The sequence below is a fragment of the Rhizobium sp. 32-5/1 genome, assembly GCF_029537235.1.
Taxonomy (GTDB): Bacteria; Pseudomonadota; Alphaproteobacteria; order Rhizobiales; family Rhizobiaceae; genus Pararhizobium.
This window is the reverse complement of record NZ_CP120638.1, coordinates 1,576,621-1,591,930: the sequence shown is the minus strand read 5'-3', so window position 1 is coordinate 1,591,930 and position 15,310 is coordinate 1,576,621. Positions and strand designations below refer to the sequence as shown.

Here is a 15,310-nt window from a genome sequence, read left to right as displayed (position 1 = left end):
CATCGCTTGGCTGTCCCGAGGCGCACGGCTCAGGGGTTCCGATCAGCCCAATAGTCCGTGCGAGTGCCGCGGATGTCCCGGATCGACGACAGCTTTTCGCGATCGCAGAGCGACGACAATCCCCGCACGATCCGGCCCGGCAGCGACGGCCCCTCATAGATCATGCAGGAGTAAAGCTGCACCAGATCGGCGCCAGCGCGGATCTTTTCCGCCGCCGTTTCCGGGGAGCCGACGCCGCCAACGCCGATGATCGGCATGTCGGGGCCGACGCGCCGGCGCATCTTGGCAAGCACCACCGTTGACTTTTCAAACAGCGGCTTGCCGGAAAGGCCGCCGGATTGTTGCGCCTGCACCTGGTCGCGCAGGCCCTCGCGGCCAAGCGTCGTATTGGAAACGATCAGGCCGTCCAGCGCATGTGACAGCGCTTCCGCCGCAATGTCGTCCATGCCTTCCTCGGTCAGATCCGGCGCGATCTTCAGGAAGACCGGCACGCGCTTTCCAGACTTCGCAGCCTCGGCGTCGCGGGCGGCCAGCACCTCTGACAGCAGCGCCGAAAGGCTTTCGCGGCCCTGCAGGTCACGAAGGCCCGGCGTGTTGGGCGAGGAGATGTTGGCGGCGAAGTAGCGGGCGACGGAATAGAAGGTGCTGATACCGGCGACATAGTCGGCCACCCGGTCGGCACTGTCCTTATTGGCGCCGATGTTGACGCCGATCATTGCCGTGCGCGATGCCGATTTTAGACGATCAAGCGCGACTGCATGACCCTCATTGTTGAAACCAAGCCGGTTGATAACGGCATTGTCCTCGACCAGACGGAAGATGCGCGGCCGGTCATTGCCGGCCTGCGGCTTCGGCGTCACGGTGCCGATCTCGGTGAAGCCGAAACCGATCCGCAAAAGCGCTTCCGGAACCTCCGCATTCTTGTCGTAGCCGGCGGCCATGCCGATCGGGTTTGCAAAGGCAAGGCCGGCCACGGTCTGTGCCAGGCGCGCATCGGCAGGGGCGGCGCAGGCGGGAACGAGGCCGGTCTTCAATGCCTTGATCGAGACCCCGTGAGCTGTTTCCGGATCAAGCAGGAATAGGCCGCGGCGTGCCAGCGACTGCAGGGGGTTGATCATGCGGCAAGCTCCGGAAAGACATGGGCGCCATCGACCCCGACAGGAAGCGGCTTCTCCCAAAGCACCGCGTCGAAGTCGAGGCTGGCGTAGAGATGAGGGAACGGCGCACCGCCGCGGGAGGTTTCGAAAACCAGCTTGTCGCCGAGCTTTTCACCCTTAATGGCGATCAGCAGCAGGCCTTCCTGGCCGGCAAAATAGCGCGCCGCGGTTTCAATGGCCTGCGCTGCTGTCGACAGATGGATGAAGCCGTCGGTCAGATCGATCGAGGCCCCCTTGAATTCTCCGCGTTCGCGCGCATCCTGCCATACAGTTGCCGGAACGATCTTGTATACGATGCTGCTCATGCCTTGCTGTTCCCGCTCGATCGCTGCCTCTTCCCGTGGCCTTGCCGCAAAGTTTGGCGGTTGTCCACCGGCAGTCAGGCGGCAAATGCTGATTTTCCTGATGGAGGACGTGTAATGAAGAAGGCTTTGACGACGATAGTCCTTGCGAGCGCCAGCCTCTGGTCGCTGGCCGCAGTGGCGGAAACGACGGCCGGCCGCTACAGCATGCAGAAGACCGACAGCGGTATCGCCCGGCTCGATACCGAAACCGGTGAAGTCTCGCTCTGCCAGGAAAAGGAGGGCCAGATGGTCTGCCGGATGGCAGCCGACGAACGCACGGCTTTCGAGCTTGAACTCGATCTGCTGACCAAACGGGTCGAAACGCTCGAAAAAGCGGTGCAGGAAGGGCCTCTCTCGGTCAAACCCCGCCTTCCGACCAAGGAAGAGATTGACCAGACCATGAGCATCATGGAAAGAATGATGCGCAACTTCATGGGAATTGTGAAGGACCTCGAAGGTCAGGGCGATGTGCCGGCGGACAAGCCGGGCGTTGAGCCGCAGAAGACCTGAGATAGCCCTTCACCCATGCCTGCGGGATCATGCGGATTGGAGGATCGGCGTGGTTCCGAAAGCTCTTGGGAGGGAGCGAAATGGCTACTGGGCTGACTATCATCATTGCAGACGACCACCCGTTGTTTCGCGGCGCCATGCGCCAGGCGCTATCCGGCATGGACGGAAATCCGACGATTGTCGAAGCGGGGATTTCAATTCAGCCCGCAAGGCTGCAGCCGATAATCCCTCGGCGGACCTGATATTGCTCGACCTGACTATGCCGGGCGTGAGCGGACTATCCGGGCTGATCGCCTTGCGAGCGGAATTCCAGAGCCTGCCGGTGATGATCGTCTCCGGGCATGACGATCCGGCAACCGTTGAGCGGGCGCTCGAACTCGGGGCTTCAGGCTTCCTGTCGAAATCCGCAGGCATCGATGAAATCCGCGAGGGCATCGACACTGTCATCGCAGGCAACATATTTACGCCGCGCGGCTTCGTGCGCGGTATGGAGCACGAACCGGAAGTGGCGGCGCTCCTACATCGGCTGCAGACGCTGACGCCGCAGCAGTCGCGTGTGCTCGGCATGCTTGGCGAGGGCTTGCTCAACAAGCAGATCGCCTATGAACTCGGCGTCTCCGAAGCGACGATCAAGGCCCATGTTTCAGCCATTCTGCTGAAGCTCGACGTCGACAGCCGCACGCAGGCGGTGATTCAGCTCGGCAAGATCGGTGCTGTTGCGGCTTGAGGTGGGAGGTCGGCGCGGTCTTCGTTTTTGTTACTCCCGCAACAAGCCCGGTACGACACACGTTGGCCTGCAGAGGACGAGCAGCCCTATTCCGCAGCCGCCTTCATCGCCACGGAAAGCTGCGTCAGCCAAGCTCGCATCGAGGCAGGACGTACCGGTTTGTTCTGGAGCGCAACGCCGTCGCGTTCGGCCGCGGCGCGTACTTCCGGTGAGCGATCGGCGGTGACAAGCAGAGCAGGGATCGCGCCGCCGAACTGCCGGCGGATTTCAGCGATCGCTTCGATGCCGGTGCCATCATCCAGGTGGTAGTCGGCAATGATGGCGTCCGGACGGATATCGCCACGGGTGGTAAGCGTGCACGTGGTCGCAAGCGAGTCAGCGGTGGTCACGGTGCAGCCCCAACCGTCGAGCAAAAGCTTCATGCCTTCGAGGATCAAAGGTTCGTTGTCGATGCACAGGACGCGCAGCCCGTTCAAAGGTTCTGCAGAGCGGATTGCCGGCGATTGTTCTGGCACCATACCCTGGGCCGTCGCCGTGCGATCAATCGGCAGAGTTACCCTGAAGCGTGTGCCCTTGCCCGGTTTCGATTGCAGGTCGACCGGGTGGCTGAGCACGCGGGAAATACGATCGACGATCGACAGCCCCAGTCCAAGGCCGGACGCAGTGCGCGCACCCTCGTCTAGACGGGCGAATTCCTTGAAGACCGTGCGGAATTTCGACGTCGGTATGCCGATGCCGGAATCCAGCACCTGGATGATCGCCTGACCGCCCTCGCGCCGCACCCCGACCAGCACCTTGCCTTTGGGTGTGTATTTGATCGCGTTGGAGACTAGGTTCTGCACGAGCCGGCGCAGGAGGTTCGGGTCGGTGCGCACGGTAAGGGAGGTCGGCATCACGGTCAGTTTCAGGTTCTGCGCCCGCGCAACCGGCGCAAAATCCGTTTCGATGCGGCGCAGAAGATCGTTGAGCGGCACCGATTGCAGGCGAGGCTTCATCGCGCCGGTATCGAGGCGGGAGATGTCGAGAACGGCGCCCAGAATGGTCTCGACCGACTCCAGCGAGGAATCGATGTTCTGTACCAGCGTCCTGTTGTCAGAATCACCGAGGCGCTCGACCAGCGAGGACGAATAGAGACGCGCGGCATTCAGCGGCTGCAGGATGTCGTGGCCGGCGGCGGCGAAGAAGCGCGTCTTGCCGATATTGGCCTCCTCGGCGGCGGCGCGCGCTTCGGCCACCTCGCGGTTGACGCGGGTCAATTCGCCGGTGCGCTCGGCGACGCGCAGTTCCAGCGTCTCGTTGGCCTGTTTCAGCGCCATGTCGGCGGCGACGCGCTGGGTGATGTCCGTATAGGTGGTCACGATGCCCTTGTCGGGCATGGCGTTGGTGCGCACCTCGATGATGCGCTCGCCGCCGGAAAGTTCCAGCAGGAAAGGTTTGTCCAGCGTCAGGAAATTGCGCACCAGCGTTTTTTCCTGGTCCTTGTTGATATCGCCGCGTTTGGTCAGGATCGCGATAATTTCTGCGAGCGGAAAACCGACCTGACCGGCACTTTCCGGCAGGTCCAGAAGCTGCCGGAAGCGCCGGTTCCAGATGATCAGATTGTTGGAGCTGTCGAAGACGGCGATGCCCTGGTCCATCTGTGAAAGCGCTGTCTGGAGCATGTCCTGATTATACTGCAGCGCCTCGCTTGCCTGGTCGAGCAGCCATGCGGTGTCCGACGAGGTGTCGTCCATTCGCTGCAGCACTAGCGATAGCACGAGCCGGGCAGAGGAGGAGCCGATGGCGCTGCCCAACAATTGTTCGGAGAAATGGATCAGCGCCATGTCGGCGGCGGCGTTGTCATCCAGCCAGCGTCCCGATTGACGCTCATAGGTTTGGAAGGAGCGCAGCATACGCTCCTCGCCGAGATAGCGGGCAATGGTGGTCTTGAGTTCAAGAACAGTGATCTTGGTCTTGCGCCCCCGAAAGCCCGTTCGCTGCGCGACTTGCGGCGGATGAAGATGCCGGCCTGAAGGCGCTCCAAAGGTTTCGGCGCCCGCGTCAGCGAGCCGATGACATAGGCCGCGATGTTGACGAGCAGGCTGAGCGCCGTCGCGTTGACCAGCGGGTCGGCCTGCGGGCCAGAAAAAATGTTCGCAAACGGGAAAAGGAAGTCGAGCACGGTCGCGGCCACGTGCGAATTGTCCGGCCCGCCCAGGCTCGGCAGGAAGAGCAGATAGGCCCAGACAAGGAAGCCCAGTGTCATGCCGGCAATCGCGCCGCGGGCGTTGGCCTGACGCCAGACGAGGCCGCCGAACAGCGCCGGCGCCATCTGCGAGATCGCTGCGAAGGCGAGCAGGCCCAGCGAGGCGAGACCCGCGCTCATGTCGGCGGCGCGGTAATAACCGTATCCGAGCAAAAGCACGCCGAGGATCGCCGTGCGACGGATGTTCAGAAGCGTCCCGGCGATGTCCTCCTGGCCGCTTGCCCGGCTCATCAGCTTGCGGCGCAGGAAGACCGGCATGACGATATCGTTGGAAATCATGATCGACAGGGCGACGGAGGCAACGATGACCATGGCAGTCGCCGCAGAAAAACCGCCGATGAACGTGATCAGGGTCAGCGCCGACATGTCGGCGGCGAGCGGCAGGCGCAGCATATAAAGGTCCGCATCGCCACTGCCGGAGAAGGTCAGGATGCCGGCCAGCGCCACCGGCAGCACGAAGACGTTGATCGCGACGAGATAGAGTGGAAAAAGGATGCCGGCCGTGCGCAGTTCATTGGCCGTGCGGTTTTCGACGACGGTGACGTGGAACTGTCGCGGCAGCATGATGATGGCAAAAGCCGAGAGCGCAATCAGCATGATCCAGCGATGGACCGGCGTCTCATAGGTAAGGGCCGTGACAACATCCCGGTTCGCGATTGCCTTCGTCCAGAGATCCTGCGGCCCGTCGAACAGGAAGAAGACGACGTAGAGGCCGATGGTCACGAAGGCGAGCAGCTTGACCACCGATTCCATCGCGATAGCGAGGATCAGGCCGTCCTGATGTTCGGTCGCATCGGTGTGGCGGGTGCCGAAAACGATGGCAAAGCAGGCGAGGAACAAGGTAACCAGCAGCGGCAGGTCGATGTAATTCTCGCCGGATCCGATACCGTAACCGCTTGTATCGACCATGACTGCAACGGAACTGGAAACGGCTTTCAACTGCAGCGCAATGTAGGGGATGGCGCCGACGAGCGAAATCAGCGCGACGATTGCTGCGACCCCCGGGTTCTTGCCATAGCGCGCGGCAACGAAATCGGCGACCGAAGTCAGCTTCTCGGCTTTGGCGAGCGTGATGATGCGCCGGATGACCGGCAGGCCGAGCGTGAACATCAGGATCGGGCCGATATAGATGCCCGTGAATTCCAGTCCGCGCTCGGCGGCAAGCCCCACCCCGCCGAAATAGGTCCAGGAGGTGCAGTAGATCGCCAGACTCAGCGCATAGACAATCGGCCGGCCCCTTGCGACCGGTATTTTCTTCCGCGTCTTGCGGTCACCATAACTTGCCACTGCAAACAGCAACAACAGATAGGCAAACGCCGAGGCGAAAATGATCGAGCCTGAAAGCATGCCCCCTCCACTTCAGGGAACGAGCATAAGGCAATACGGTGCTGATGAAAATTGCTTCGGTCTAAGCCTTAAGTCAGATTGACGAGCGATTTCAGCGCAGGTTGGCCATGCGGCGAAAACTGGCCAAACGCGACGAATCTTTGGCCGAACGATTGAATCGAGGGCAATATGCGCTAGCATCCCGTCTTGGATCAATTGCATTCATATATAATGGAGAGAGAGCAATGCTGAATGAATTCAAGGCGTTTATCGCGCGGGGCAATGTCATGGACCTTGCCGTCGGTATCATTATTGGCGGTGCCTTTACGCTGATCGTCAACTCGCTTGTCAACGACATCATCATGCCCGTGGTTGGGGCCGTCACGGGCGGGCTCGATTTCTCGAATTTCTTCTTTCCGCTCTCCTCGACCGTGACCGCCACGTCGCTGGCCGCCGCCCGTGAACAGGGTGCCGTCTTTGCCTATGGCAGCTTCCTGACCGTCGTCATCAACTTCCTGATCCTGGCCTGGATCATCTTCCTGCTGGTCAAGGCGGTCAACAAGATGCGCGTCTCTATGGAGAAGCAGAAGAACGAAGAGCCGGCAGCGCCACCGCCGGTCGATGTCCAGTTGCTGACCGAAATCCGCGACCTGCTGAAGCGCCCTGAGAATGGGCCGATCCATCACGAAAATCGATAAATCCGTCAGGGAATATCACGTGATCGCCGTTTGAAAACCAGCTAGAAGCGGCGGGCAATGAAGCGCAAGACCCTGCGTCAGGAGCCCGCCGATGACCCTTCTGAAGACCCTTAGTCCTCGTTCGCTTGCCGCACCGGAAAGTGGCATCGTCGAACTTGTAAACTATGCTCGTGGGCGCGAGGGATTGATCCCGCTCTGGGTCGGCGAGGGCGATCTGCCGACGCCGGAGTTTATATCGCAGGCTGCCGAGGTCTCGCTGAGAGCCGGCGAGACCTTTACACATGGCAGCGCGGCGTTCCGCCCTTGCGCGAGGCACTTTCCCGCTACTATCAGCGCCACTTCGCAAAGACCCTGTCATCAGACAATTTCTACGTGACCGGTTCGGGCATGCAGGCCATCAAGCTGGCGATCGAAGCGATCACGTCTCCGGGCGATGAGATGGTCTATCTCTCGCCCGCCTGGCCGAATTTCGCGGCTTCCGCGGCCATTTCGGGTGTTCATCCTGTCGCCGTTCCGCTGCAGTTCGAAGACGGCCGCTGGCAGCTTGACCTCGACCGGCTGGAAGGCGCGATCAATGCGAAGACGCGGGCTTTGTTCGTCAACACACCATCGAACCCGACAGGCTGGACAGCGAGCCTGGATGATCTTCGGGCTATCCTCGACCTCGCGCGCAGGCACGCCCTCTGGATCATGGCCGATGAGATTTACGCTCTGTACCATTATAGCGGTGGCCGGGCGCCGTCGTTCCTCGACGTCATGCAGGACGGCGACCGTATCCTGTTCGTCAACTCCTTTTCCAAGAACTGGTCGATGACCGGCTGGCGTGTCGGCTGGATCGTCGCGCCGCCGGAAGCGGGGCAGGTGCTTGAAAACCTCATCCAGTATTCGACCTCCGGTGTCGCGCAATTCATGCAGGCCGGCGCGGTCGCAGCGCTGGACCACGGCGATGCGTTCGTCGCTGCCAACATCGCCAAGGCCGCACTCTCGCGTGATCTTCTCTGCGATGCGCTGATCGCCACCAACCGGGTCGAAACGCTGAAGCCGGATGGCGCGATCTACGCCTTCCTGAAGATCGACGGCGTGACGGATTCCCGGCGCGCGGCACTCGAAATCGTCGACCAGACGGGGTTGGCCTTGCGCCGGGAACCGCTTTCGGCGATGGCGGATCGCTGTTCCTGCGCGCCTGCTTCCTGCGCGATCCGGAGCAGATCAAGATCGCGGCCGATCGGCTCGCCGGCTATATTGCCGGGCTTTGAGCGCTAAACCGGTAAGGGTCAGAACAGACGCCGGCGCGCCTGCACGAGGTTCGCTAAAATTTTAGCGGATCGCGAAATATCGACATAACCATACCCTGAACAATACATCCGCCGAGACCGCCCGCGGCCTGAAAAGTCAGCCTTCGGAAAGAATTTTCGCTTGTGATGTCTCCTGTCAAACTGGGCAGGAAAGTGAAAACCATGACGGTTCTCGTGACGGGCGGTGCAGGATATATCGGCAGCCATATGGTCTGGGCGTTGATTGATGCGGGAGAGGATGTTGTCGTGCTGGACCGGCTCTCGACGGGCTTCCGTTGGGCACTGGCACCGGAAGCGCGCTTCTATCTGGGGGATGTCGGCGACACGGAGGTCTTGTCCCGCATCTTTCGTGAAAACAGCATCACGTCCATCATTCACTTTGCCGGTTCGATCGTCGTGCCGGAGTCTGTTGCCGATCCGCTCTCCTATTATGAAAACAACACCGGCAAGACGCGCGTGCTGATCGCTGCGGCGATCGAGGCTGGAATCGCCAATTTCGTGTTCTCATCGACGGCTGCTGTCTACGGGACGCCGGAAAATCCCATGCCGGTGCAGGAGACGGCAGCGCTTCGTCCGGAAAGCCCCTACGGCATGTCGAAGCTGATGTCCGAAATCATGCTGCGCGATGCCGCGGCAGCCCACGATTTTCGCTATGTGGCGCTGCGCTATTTCAATGTCGCCGGCGCCGATCCGCGCGGCCGAACAGGCCAATCGACAGTCGGGGCAACCCACCTGATCAAGGTCGCCTGCGAGGCGGCACTCGGCAAACGCCTGAAAGTGGATGTGTTCGGCACGGATTATCCCACGCCGGATGGCACCGGCGTGCGCGACTACATCCATGTTTCCGATCTTGTTGCGGCGCATATGAAGGCGCTGGAATATCTCCGCCAGGGTGGACGACCACTTATTGCCAATTGCGGTTATGGGGAAGGCTACTCGGTTCTCCAGGTCCTGCAGGCGGTGAAGCGCGTTCATGGACGCAATTTCGAGGTCAATTACTCCGATCGCCGCGCCGGTGATGCCGTCAGTATCGTCGCCGATGCCACTGTTGCGCGCAAAATGCTTGACTGGACACCGTCCTTTGCCGATCTCGACCTGATCGTCGAGACAGCGCTCGATTGGGAGCAGCAGCTCGCCCGCAAGAACAGCTACGACATCGATGAAATTCAACGGCGGCTCGTGTCCGCACACCTCTGACAGCCCTCCGCGGGTTGTCTTCTGGAAATAGAGATGGTCGGCAGCTTTGTTCTGCCGGCCATCTCTATTTCAGTGCTCGCCGCTTCAATCCAGTCTGACGACAGTTTCACCGGTTACGGTCTTTGTCACGATAGACTGACTGGACCTGGAGCATCATGGTATTTTCTCGCCCCCGAAACCGCGCGATGGTAAACGCGGTGGCTGCGTTATCGAACACAGCGCGGCGGCCAGCTTTGTTCCGCACCTATCGGCATGACGTCCCCCTTGCTCTTGCCACGCAGTTGCCGGCGTTGCCCGCGACTGCGTGCAGCGATAGACAGTAGAGGGGAGAGAGCTATGAAAGCAGTGATTCTTGCGGGGGGCTCGGTTCGCGTATCGCGGAAGAAACCCACCTGCGACCAAAGCCGATGATCGAGATCGGCGGCCGGCCGATTCTGTGGCACATCATGAAGCTCTATTATGCGCACGGGATCCGCGATTTCGTAATCTGCTGCGGTTTCAAGGGTTACGTTATCAAGGAATATTTTGCCAATTACGGCCTGCACATGTCGGATATTACCTTCGACCTTTCGCAGAACCGGATCGAATTCCATCGCCAGAGCGCCGAGAACTGGCGGGTAACGTTGGTCGATACCGGCGAGAATTCGATGACTGGGGGACGTCTCGGGCGGGTTGCCTCCTATCTCAAGGACGAGGACGCTTTCTGCTTCACCTATGGCGACGGTGTAAGCAATCTCGATATTGCCAGCACGATCGCCTTTCACAAGAGCCATGGAAAGCTGGCAACGGTTACGGCCGTGCGTCCGCCGGCGCGCTACGGAGCGCTGCAGCTTGATGGCAACGAGGTACAGGGTTTTATCGAAAAGCCCGAAGGCGAGGGCGGCTTCATCAATGGCGGCTTCTTCGTACTTTCGCCGCGCGTCATCGACCGGATCGATGGCGATCATACGAGCTGGGAAGGGGAACCACTGATGGGACTGGCCAGAGACGGCGAGTTGCAGGCATTTTTTCACGAGGGCTTCTGGCAGCCGATGGATACGCTTCGCGACAAGGTACATCTCGAAAGTCTGTGGCAAAGCGGCAATCCGCCGTGGAAGAGCTGGTGAAGCCGATGACCCAAGAATTCTGGCATGGAAAACGCGTTCTGGTTACAGGGCACACCGGCTTCAAGGGAAGCTGGCTTTCGCTTTGGCTGCGGGAGATGGGCGCCGAGGTAAGCGGCCTGTCGCTGGCGCCCGAAAGCGATCCGTCACTGCATGTATTGCTCGGCGGGAATATAGACGGTGAAGGCATCGTCGATATCCGCGATCGCGACGCGGTGATGAACCAGGTTGTCAAAACGCGGCCGCAGATCGTCTTTCATCTCGCCGCGCAGGCGCTGGTGCGGGCAGGCTATCGCAACCCCGTGGAGACCTATGAAATCAACGTCGTCGGCACCGCAAACCTGCTCGAGGCCCTCAGGGTTGCGCCCGATGTGCGCTCCATCGTGGTTGTCACCACCGACAAGGTTTATCACAATGCCGAAGCCGGCCTCGCCTTTATCGAGACCGATCCGCTCGGTGGCCATGACCCCTACAGCGCCTCAAAGGCGGCAGCCGAGATCGTCGCGTCAAGCTACCGGTCCTCGTTTTTCGCCCCACGCAAGATCGGCATTGCCACAGCGCGTGCTGGCAATGTGATCGGCGGTGGAGATTGGGCACAGGACCGGCTGATCCCCGATGCCGTCCGTGCCTGGCAGAGTGGCGAAATCCTGCAGGTGCGTCGCCCGCGGGCAGTGCGGCCGTGGCAGCACGTGCTTGAGCCGCTCGGCGGCTACATGGGTCTGGCGCAGCATCTATGGCACGCGCCTGATATCGCCGAAAGCTACAATTTCGGACCGGACCATGGCGAAGCAGCCTCCGTTGGATCGGTGCTGAAAATGGCCGAGCGTCACTACGGGTCTGGCGAAGTCCTTCTCGGAGATGGCAGCGAAGGCCCGCATGAAGCCGGTTATCTCGTTCTCGACAGCGCCCGCGCCCGTGCCGATCTCGGCTATCAGCCGCGGTGGCGACTGGCGGAAACGGTCAAGCGCACGATGGAATGGTATCGTGCCCAGCGCGACGGCAAGGCGGCGCTCGATCTCTGCCTTGGCGACATCAGGGACTTCGCAAGCATGGCTGCTGAAATAAAGGCCTTGAGGGCCGGCTGATGGGTGACAGGTTCCAGGCAGAGACGACCCCGTTCGACGGGCTTGTGGTGTTGAACCGTAAGATCCTGAAGGACGATCGCGGCTTCCTGACCCGCCTCTTCTGCCCGGACGATCTGGAAACATTTGGCTGGACCGGCCGCATCGCCCAGATCAATGAAACTGGAACGGCGCATCGCAGCACGATCCGAGGCATGCATTTCCAGAACCCGCCTTTTGCCGAGATCAAGCTGATTGCCTGCACACGCGGCCGGGTGCGCGATGTCGTTGTCGACATCCGTCGTGGCTCTTCGACATTCCTCAAGCATTTCGCCGTCGAGCTCTCCGAGGACAACGGTCGTTCGCTTCTGGTCCCCAAGGGATTTGCGCACGGTTTCCAGACGCTGACGGATGATGCCCACATGCTCTACATGCACTCCGAATCCTATGTCGCCGCCGCCGAAGGCGGCCTGCACAGCCAGGATCCGCGCCTTGCCATCGAATGGCCGCTGCCGGTGTCGAACCTGTCGCCCCGTGATACCGCCCATCCGATTCTGTCTGCGGATTATGCGGGAGTGACCCTATGAAGTGCAGGCACTGCGGATCGCAGCACATGGTGCCTTTTCTCGACCTGGGCACGGCACCGCCATCCAATTCCTATGTGACGCCGGCAGACCGGAACAAGCCGGAACTCTGGTATCCGCTGGTCATCCGCGCCTGCCAGGACTGTCGTCTGGTCCAGACCGAGGATTTTGCCGATCGGGAAACTTTCTTCTCGTCCAGCTATGCCTATTTCAGTTCGTTCTCAACCTCTTGGCTGAAGCATGCCGAGCGATACGTCGCCGACATGCAGCAGCGGTTCCATCTCGATGGCACCTCGCACGTTGTCGAGATCGCCGCCAATGATGGATACCTGCTGCAATATGCGAAGGCGCGCGGCATTCCCTGCCTCGGTATCGAGCCAACGACAAGCACGGCGATTGCCGCGCGTGCCAAGGGGATCGAGATCGTCGAGGAGTTTTTCGGCGTCGAGGTGGCCGAGAGGCTTGTCTCGGAAGGCCGATCCGCCGACCTGACGGCGGCCAACAATGTTCTGGCGCATGTGCCTGACATCAACGATTTCGTCCGCGGTTTCGCAATCCTCCTGAAGCCGCAGGGCGTTGCGACATTTGAATTTCCGCACCTGCTCAACATGGTCCGCGAAAGCCAGTTCGATACGGCCTATCACGAACACTATTCCTACCTGTCGCTGACGGCGGTGAAGCGCTTCTTCGAGGCCAATGGCCTCGGCGTCTTCGATGTCGAAACGACGCCCTGGCACGGCGGCAGCCTGCGGGTGTTTGCACAGCGCAACGATACCGGCGCGCAGGCGCAGACGCCGGCCGTGGACGCGACGCTTCTGGCCGAGCGGGACGCGGGCATGCTCGACGATGCATTCTATACGGCTTTCCAGGACGCCGCCGAAGACGTGCGCGACGGCTTCCTCGAATTCCTCATCGAAAGCCGGCGTGCAGGCCTGAAAGTGGCCGCCTATGGCGCAGCCGCCAAGGGCAACACGCTGATGAACTTCGCGGGCGTCAAGCCGGATCTCTTGTCCTTCGTGGTCGACAAGAACCCCGCAAAGCAGGGCCTTCTGCTTCCTGGCAGCCGCATTCCGGTTGTCGCGGAAGAGTTTCTGAAAACTGAAAAACCGGAAAGGGTAGTCATTCTGCCATGGAACATTCAGGACGAAATCAAGCAGCAGCTTTCCTATATCAGCGACTGGGGTGGGAAGTTCGTGACGGCAGTGCCGTCGTTGACGGTGCACCCCTGAAACCGGCGGTTCTGCCGGTCGCCGATCGTGCCGCACCGGTCACCGTCAAAGGTGATGGCAAGCCATCGATCAAGATCGCAGGAATCGATAACTGAGCGGCATCATTCAACCGGATGATGCCTGCCATTTTTAATCCGCGGTCTCGCCGAGGATGGCTTTTTCGTGGGCGATCGACTGGCTGATAAGCGCGGCCCAGAGGGTGTCGTAAAAGTTCGGTTCCAGCCCGAGCGACGTGGCGATGGTGCGCACATTGTTGCGAACCTCCTCGACGCGATCAGGAATATCGGCTTTCAGGCCGGTGCCGCGTTTGATCTCGGCGGCGCGACCGATATAGCCCCAGCGCTCTTGAAACAGCAGCATCAGGGCATGGTCGATCCGGTCAATCTCCTGACGAATGTCCGTCATGGAGGTGCAGTCGGCCGGCAGTCTTGCCATTTTCGTGTCTCCGGATCGTCCTTCAAACTCAGGTGGTGCTCTACCAACCCTCGGCCTGATTGAAAAGCCGCAAAGCGCCGCACCTGTGCTCCCGCTTTGGCGTCAGCCTCGCGAAAGCCCTTGTCCGTATCGTTTCCGCAAACGGAGAATCTTGATGCTAGCCCAACCGACCCTGTCGATCTGCGTGCCATCCCGCAACCGCCAGCGCTATTTTCAGGAGACGATCAGGAGCCTGCTCGTCAACTTGAGGACGGATGTCGAATTCGTTTTTGCCGACAATTCTGACGATCCTGCGCCGATGCGCGACTTCATGGTCGATGTTATCGGCGATCCCAGGGTAAAGTTCATTCCGCCGGGTGACCGCGTCTATTCGATGGTCGACAACTGGGAGCGTTGCGTCGAGGCCGCCACCGGCGAATTCGTCTGTATCATCGGCGACGACGACTTCATGGATGCTGACGTCATCGACCTCATCAACAGCACAAAGGCAGAGCGCGGTTCCGTCGATGTCTTCGTCTGGAGCCGCTTCACCTATAATTGGCCGGGCAATCGCCGCAACAAATGCAATGTCTGCATTCCCCTGAACACCGGCGTTCACGAGATCAAGCGCGAGTGGCTTTACGAGGAGTTTTTACCTGGAAGCAGCACAGCTCCACGCCGAATTGCCCGTTTGCGATCTATCACGGCGCCGTCTCCAAGAAGATCATGGACAAGGTCAAGTCTAAGTTCGGCAACCGCTATTTCGAGCATCCGACGGTGGATTTCGAAAACAGCTGCAAGCTTCTGGTGACGGCCGAGACCTTTTTCTATTCCGAGCGTCCCTTCTCGATTCTCGGCTCCTGCGCAGAAAGCAACTCCGCCAGTATCGGCGACATTGAGGACATGAAGCGTAAACATGCCATCTTCATGCAGGAGCTCGGCCGCAACATGGACGAAGATCCGCACATGGCGGATTTCCCTTTCCTTCTATCCTCGGGGTCTCGGCGGCTGTGGGCTTGGTGCAGAACTGGTTCAAGCAGACCTATGGCTATCATATCCCCGGCTGGGAGAAGAATTTCGCTGAGGCCTGCGGCTACAGCTGCGGCACCGCCCAGAACCGCGCGCACTACGACATGAGCGTCGCGGGCTACGAGGCAGCGTTCAGGAAATGGAAGGGCGGCAAGTATCTGCAATATTTCAAGCCGAAATATGTGAGCGCCGAGGGTGCGAAGTTCTTCTTCGGTGTCCAGAAAGACGTGCTGTTCATCGACGAGGATATCGGCGGCGTGCAAACCCCGGCAGAACTCTATCATCTTGTTGATCAGATCATTGCGCCGGCCAGCGATCTCACATTCAGATTCCTTCCGGGCAACGAACGTGCAGCCTGAGAGCACCTATCCGTGCACCCACTGACCGAGGA

The 15,310-nt window shown here is 60.4% G+C and carries 11 protein-coding genes and 4 pseudogenes; 11 read left to right on the top strand and 4 right to left on the bottom strand.

Going from position 1 to position 15,310, the window contains the following annotated elements:
• Positions 1 to 29 precede the first annotated feature (29 nt).
• Positions 30 to 1,118 carry a quinone-dependent dihydroorotate dehydrogenase gene (locus P6U16_RS08160; RefSeq protein WP_277703315.1) on the bottom strand — a complete coding sequence of 363 codons (1,089 nt, stop codon included), beginning with the start codon at positions 1,116 to 1,118 and terminating at the stop codon, positions 30 to 32.
• Complete coding sequence (locus P6U16_RS08155; protein ID WP_277703314.1) at positions 1,115 to 1,462, bottom strand: DUF952 domain-containing protein; 348 nt, start codon at positions 1,460 to 1,462, stop codon at positions 1,115 to 1,117. The genes P6U16_RS08160 and P6U16_RS08155 overlap by 4 nt, the downstream gene beginning before the upstream one ends.
• Positions 1,463 to 1,576: 114 nt before the next feature.
• On the opposite strand from P6U16_RS08155, the gene P6U16_RS08150 reads away from it, so the two are divergent.
• On the top strand, positions 1,577 to 2,011 hold the full coding sequence (locus P6U16_RS08150; protein WP_277703313.1) for a hypothetical protein: 435 nt from the start codon (positions 1,577 to 1,579) through the stop codon (positions 2,009 to 2,011).
• An 80-nt stretch (positions 2,012 to 2,091) separates the two neighbouring features.
• Positions 2,092 to 2,738, top strand: a pseudogene (locus P6U16_RS08145) (response regulator transcription factor).
• 86 nt (positions 2,739 to 2,824) lie between these two features.
• Here the strand turns inward: P6U16_RS08145 and P6U16_RS08140 are convergent.
• A pseudogene (locus tag P6U16_RS08140) lies at positions 2,825 to 6,330 on the bottom strand (PAS domain-containing hybrid sensor histidine kinase/response regulator).
• Positions 6,331 to 6,554: 224 nt separating this feature from the next.
• On the opposite strand from P6U16_RS08140, the gene mscL reads away from it, so the two are divergent.
• The 7 genes and pseudogenes from mscL to P6U16_RS08105 all read left to right on the top strand — a co-directional run bounded on the left by mscL (position 6,555) and on the right by P6U16_RS08105 (position 13,476).
• Complete coding sequence (mscL, locus tag P6U16_RS08135; RefSeq protein WP_277703312.1) at positions 6,555 to 7,007, top strand: large conductance mechanosensitive channel protein MscL; 453 nt, start codon at positions 6,555 to 6,557, stop codon at positions 7,005 to 7,007.
• A 91-nt stretch (positions 7,008 to 7,098) separates the two neighbouring features.
• Positions 7,099 to 8,263 (top strand): annotated as a pseudogene (locus P6U16_RS08130) (pyridoxal phosphate-dependent aminotransferase).
• Positions 8,264 to 8,464: 201 nt separating this feature from the next.
• Positions 8,465 to 9,499: a UDP-glucose 4-epimerase GalE gene (galE, locus tag P6U16_RS08125; protein ID WP_277703311.1), complete on the top strand. Its 1,035-nt coding sequence runs from the start codon at positions 8,465 to 8,467 to the stop codon at positions 9,497 to 9,499.
• Between the two features lie 336 nt (positions 9,500 to 9,835).
• Positions 9,836 to 10,605, top strand: a pseudogene (rfbF, locus tag P6U16_RS08120) (glucose-1-phosphate cytidylyltransferase).
• A 5-nt stretch (positions 10,606 to 10,610) separates the two neighbouring features.
• The gene (gene rfbG / locus P6U16_RS08115; RefSeq protein ID WP_277703310.1) at positions 10,611 to 11,687 is read left to right on the top strand and encodes a CDP-glucose 4,6-dehydratase; all 1,077 of its coding nucleotides are present in this window, start codon (positions 10,611 to 10,613) and stop codon (positions 11,685 to 11,687) included.
• Entirely contained in the window at positions 11,687 to 12,250 is a 564-nt protein-coding gene (locus tag P6U16_RS08110; protein ID WP_277703309.1) for a dTDP-4-dehydrorhamnose 3,5-epimerase family protein, read from the top strand. Before rfbG ends, P6U16_RS08110 begins: the two co-directional genes overlap by 1 nt.
• 26 nt (positions 12,251 to 12,276) lie before the next feature.
• On the top strand, positions 12,277 to 13,476 hold the full coding sequence (locus tag P6U16_RS08105) for a class I SAM-dependent methyltransferase (protein ID WP_277703308.1): 1,200 nt from the start codon (positions 12,277 to 12,279) through the stop codon (positions 13,474 to 13,476).
• A gap of 129 nt (positions 13,477 to 13,605) precedes the next feature.
• Here the strand turns inward: P6U16_RS08105 and P6U16_RS08100 are convergent, their stop codons facing one another.
• Complete coding sequence (locus P6U16_RS08100) at positions 13,606 to 13,911, bottom strand: chorismate mutase family protein (RefSeq protein WP_277703307.1); 306 nt, start codon at positions 13,909 to 13,911, stop codon at positions 13,606 to 13,608.
• Positions 13,912 to 14,065: 154 nt separating this feature from the next.
• Here P6U16_RS08100 and P6U16_RS08095 point away from each other — a divergent pair, with 154 nt between their 5' ends.
• Both P6U16_RS08095 and P6U16_RS08090 read left to right on the top strand, forming a co-directional pair.
• Positions 14,066 to 14,701 carry a glycosyltransferase gene (locus P6U16_RS08095; RefSeq protein ID WP_277703306.1) on the top strand — a complete coding sequence of 212 codons (636 nt, stop codon included), beginning with the start codon at positions 14,066 to 14,068 and terminating at the stop codon, positions 14,699 to 14,701.
• A 208-nt stretch (positions 14,702 to 14,909) separates the two neighbouring features.
• On the top strand, positions 14,910 to 15,278 hold the full coding sequence (locus tag P6U16_RS08090; protein ID WP_277703305.1) for a hypothetical protein: 369 nt from the start codon (positions 14,910 to 14,912) through the stop codon (positions 15,276 to 15,278).
• Positions 15,279 to 15,310 lie beyond the last annotated feature (32 nt).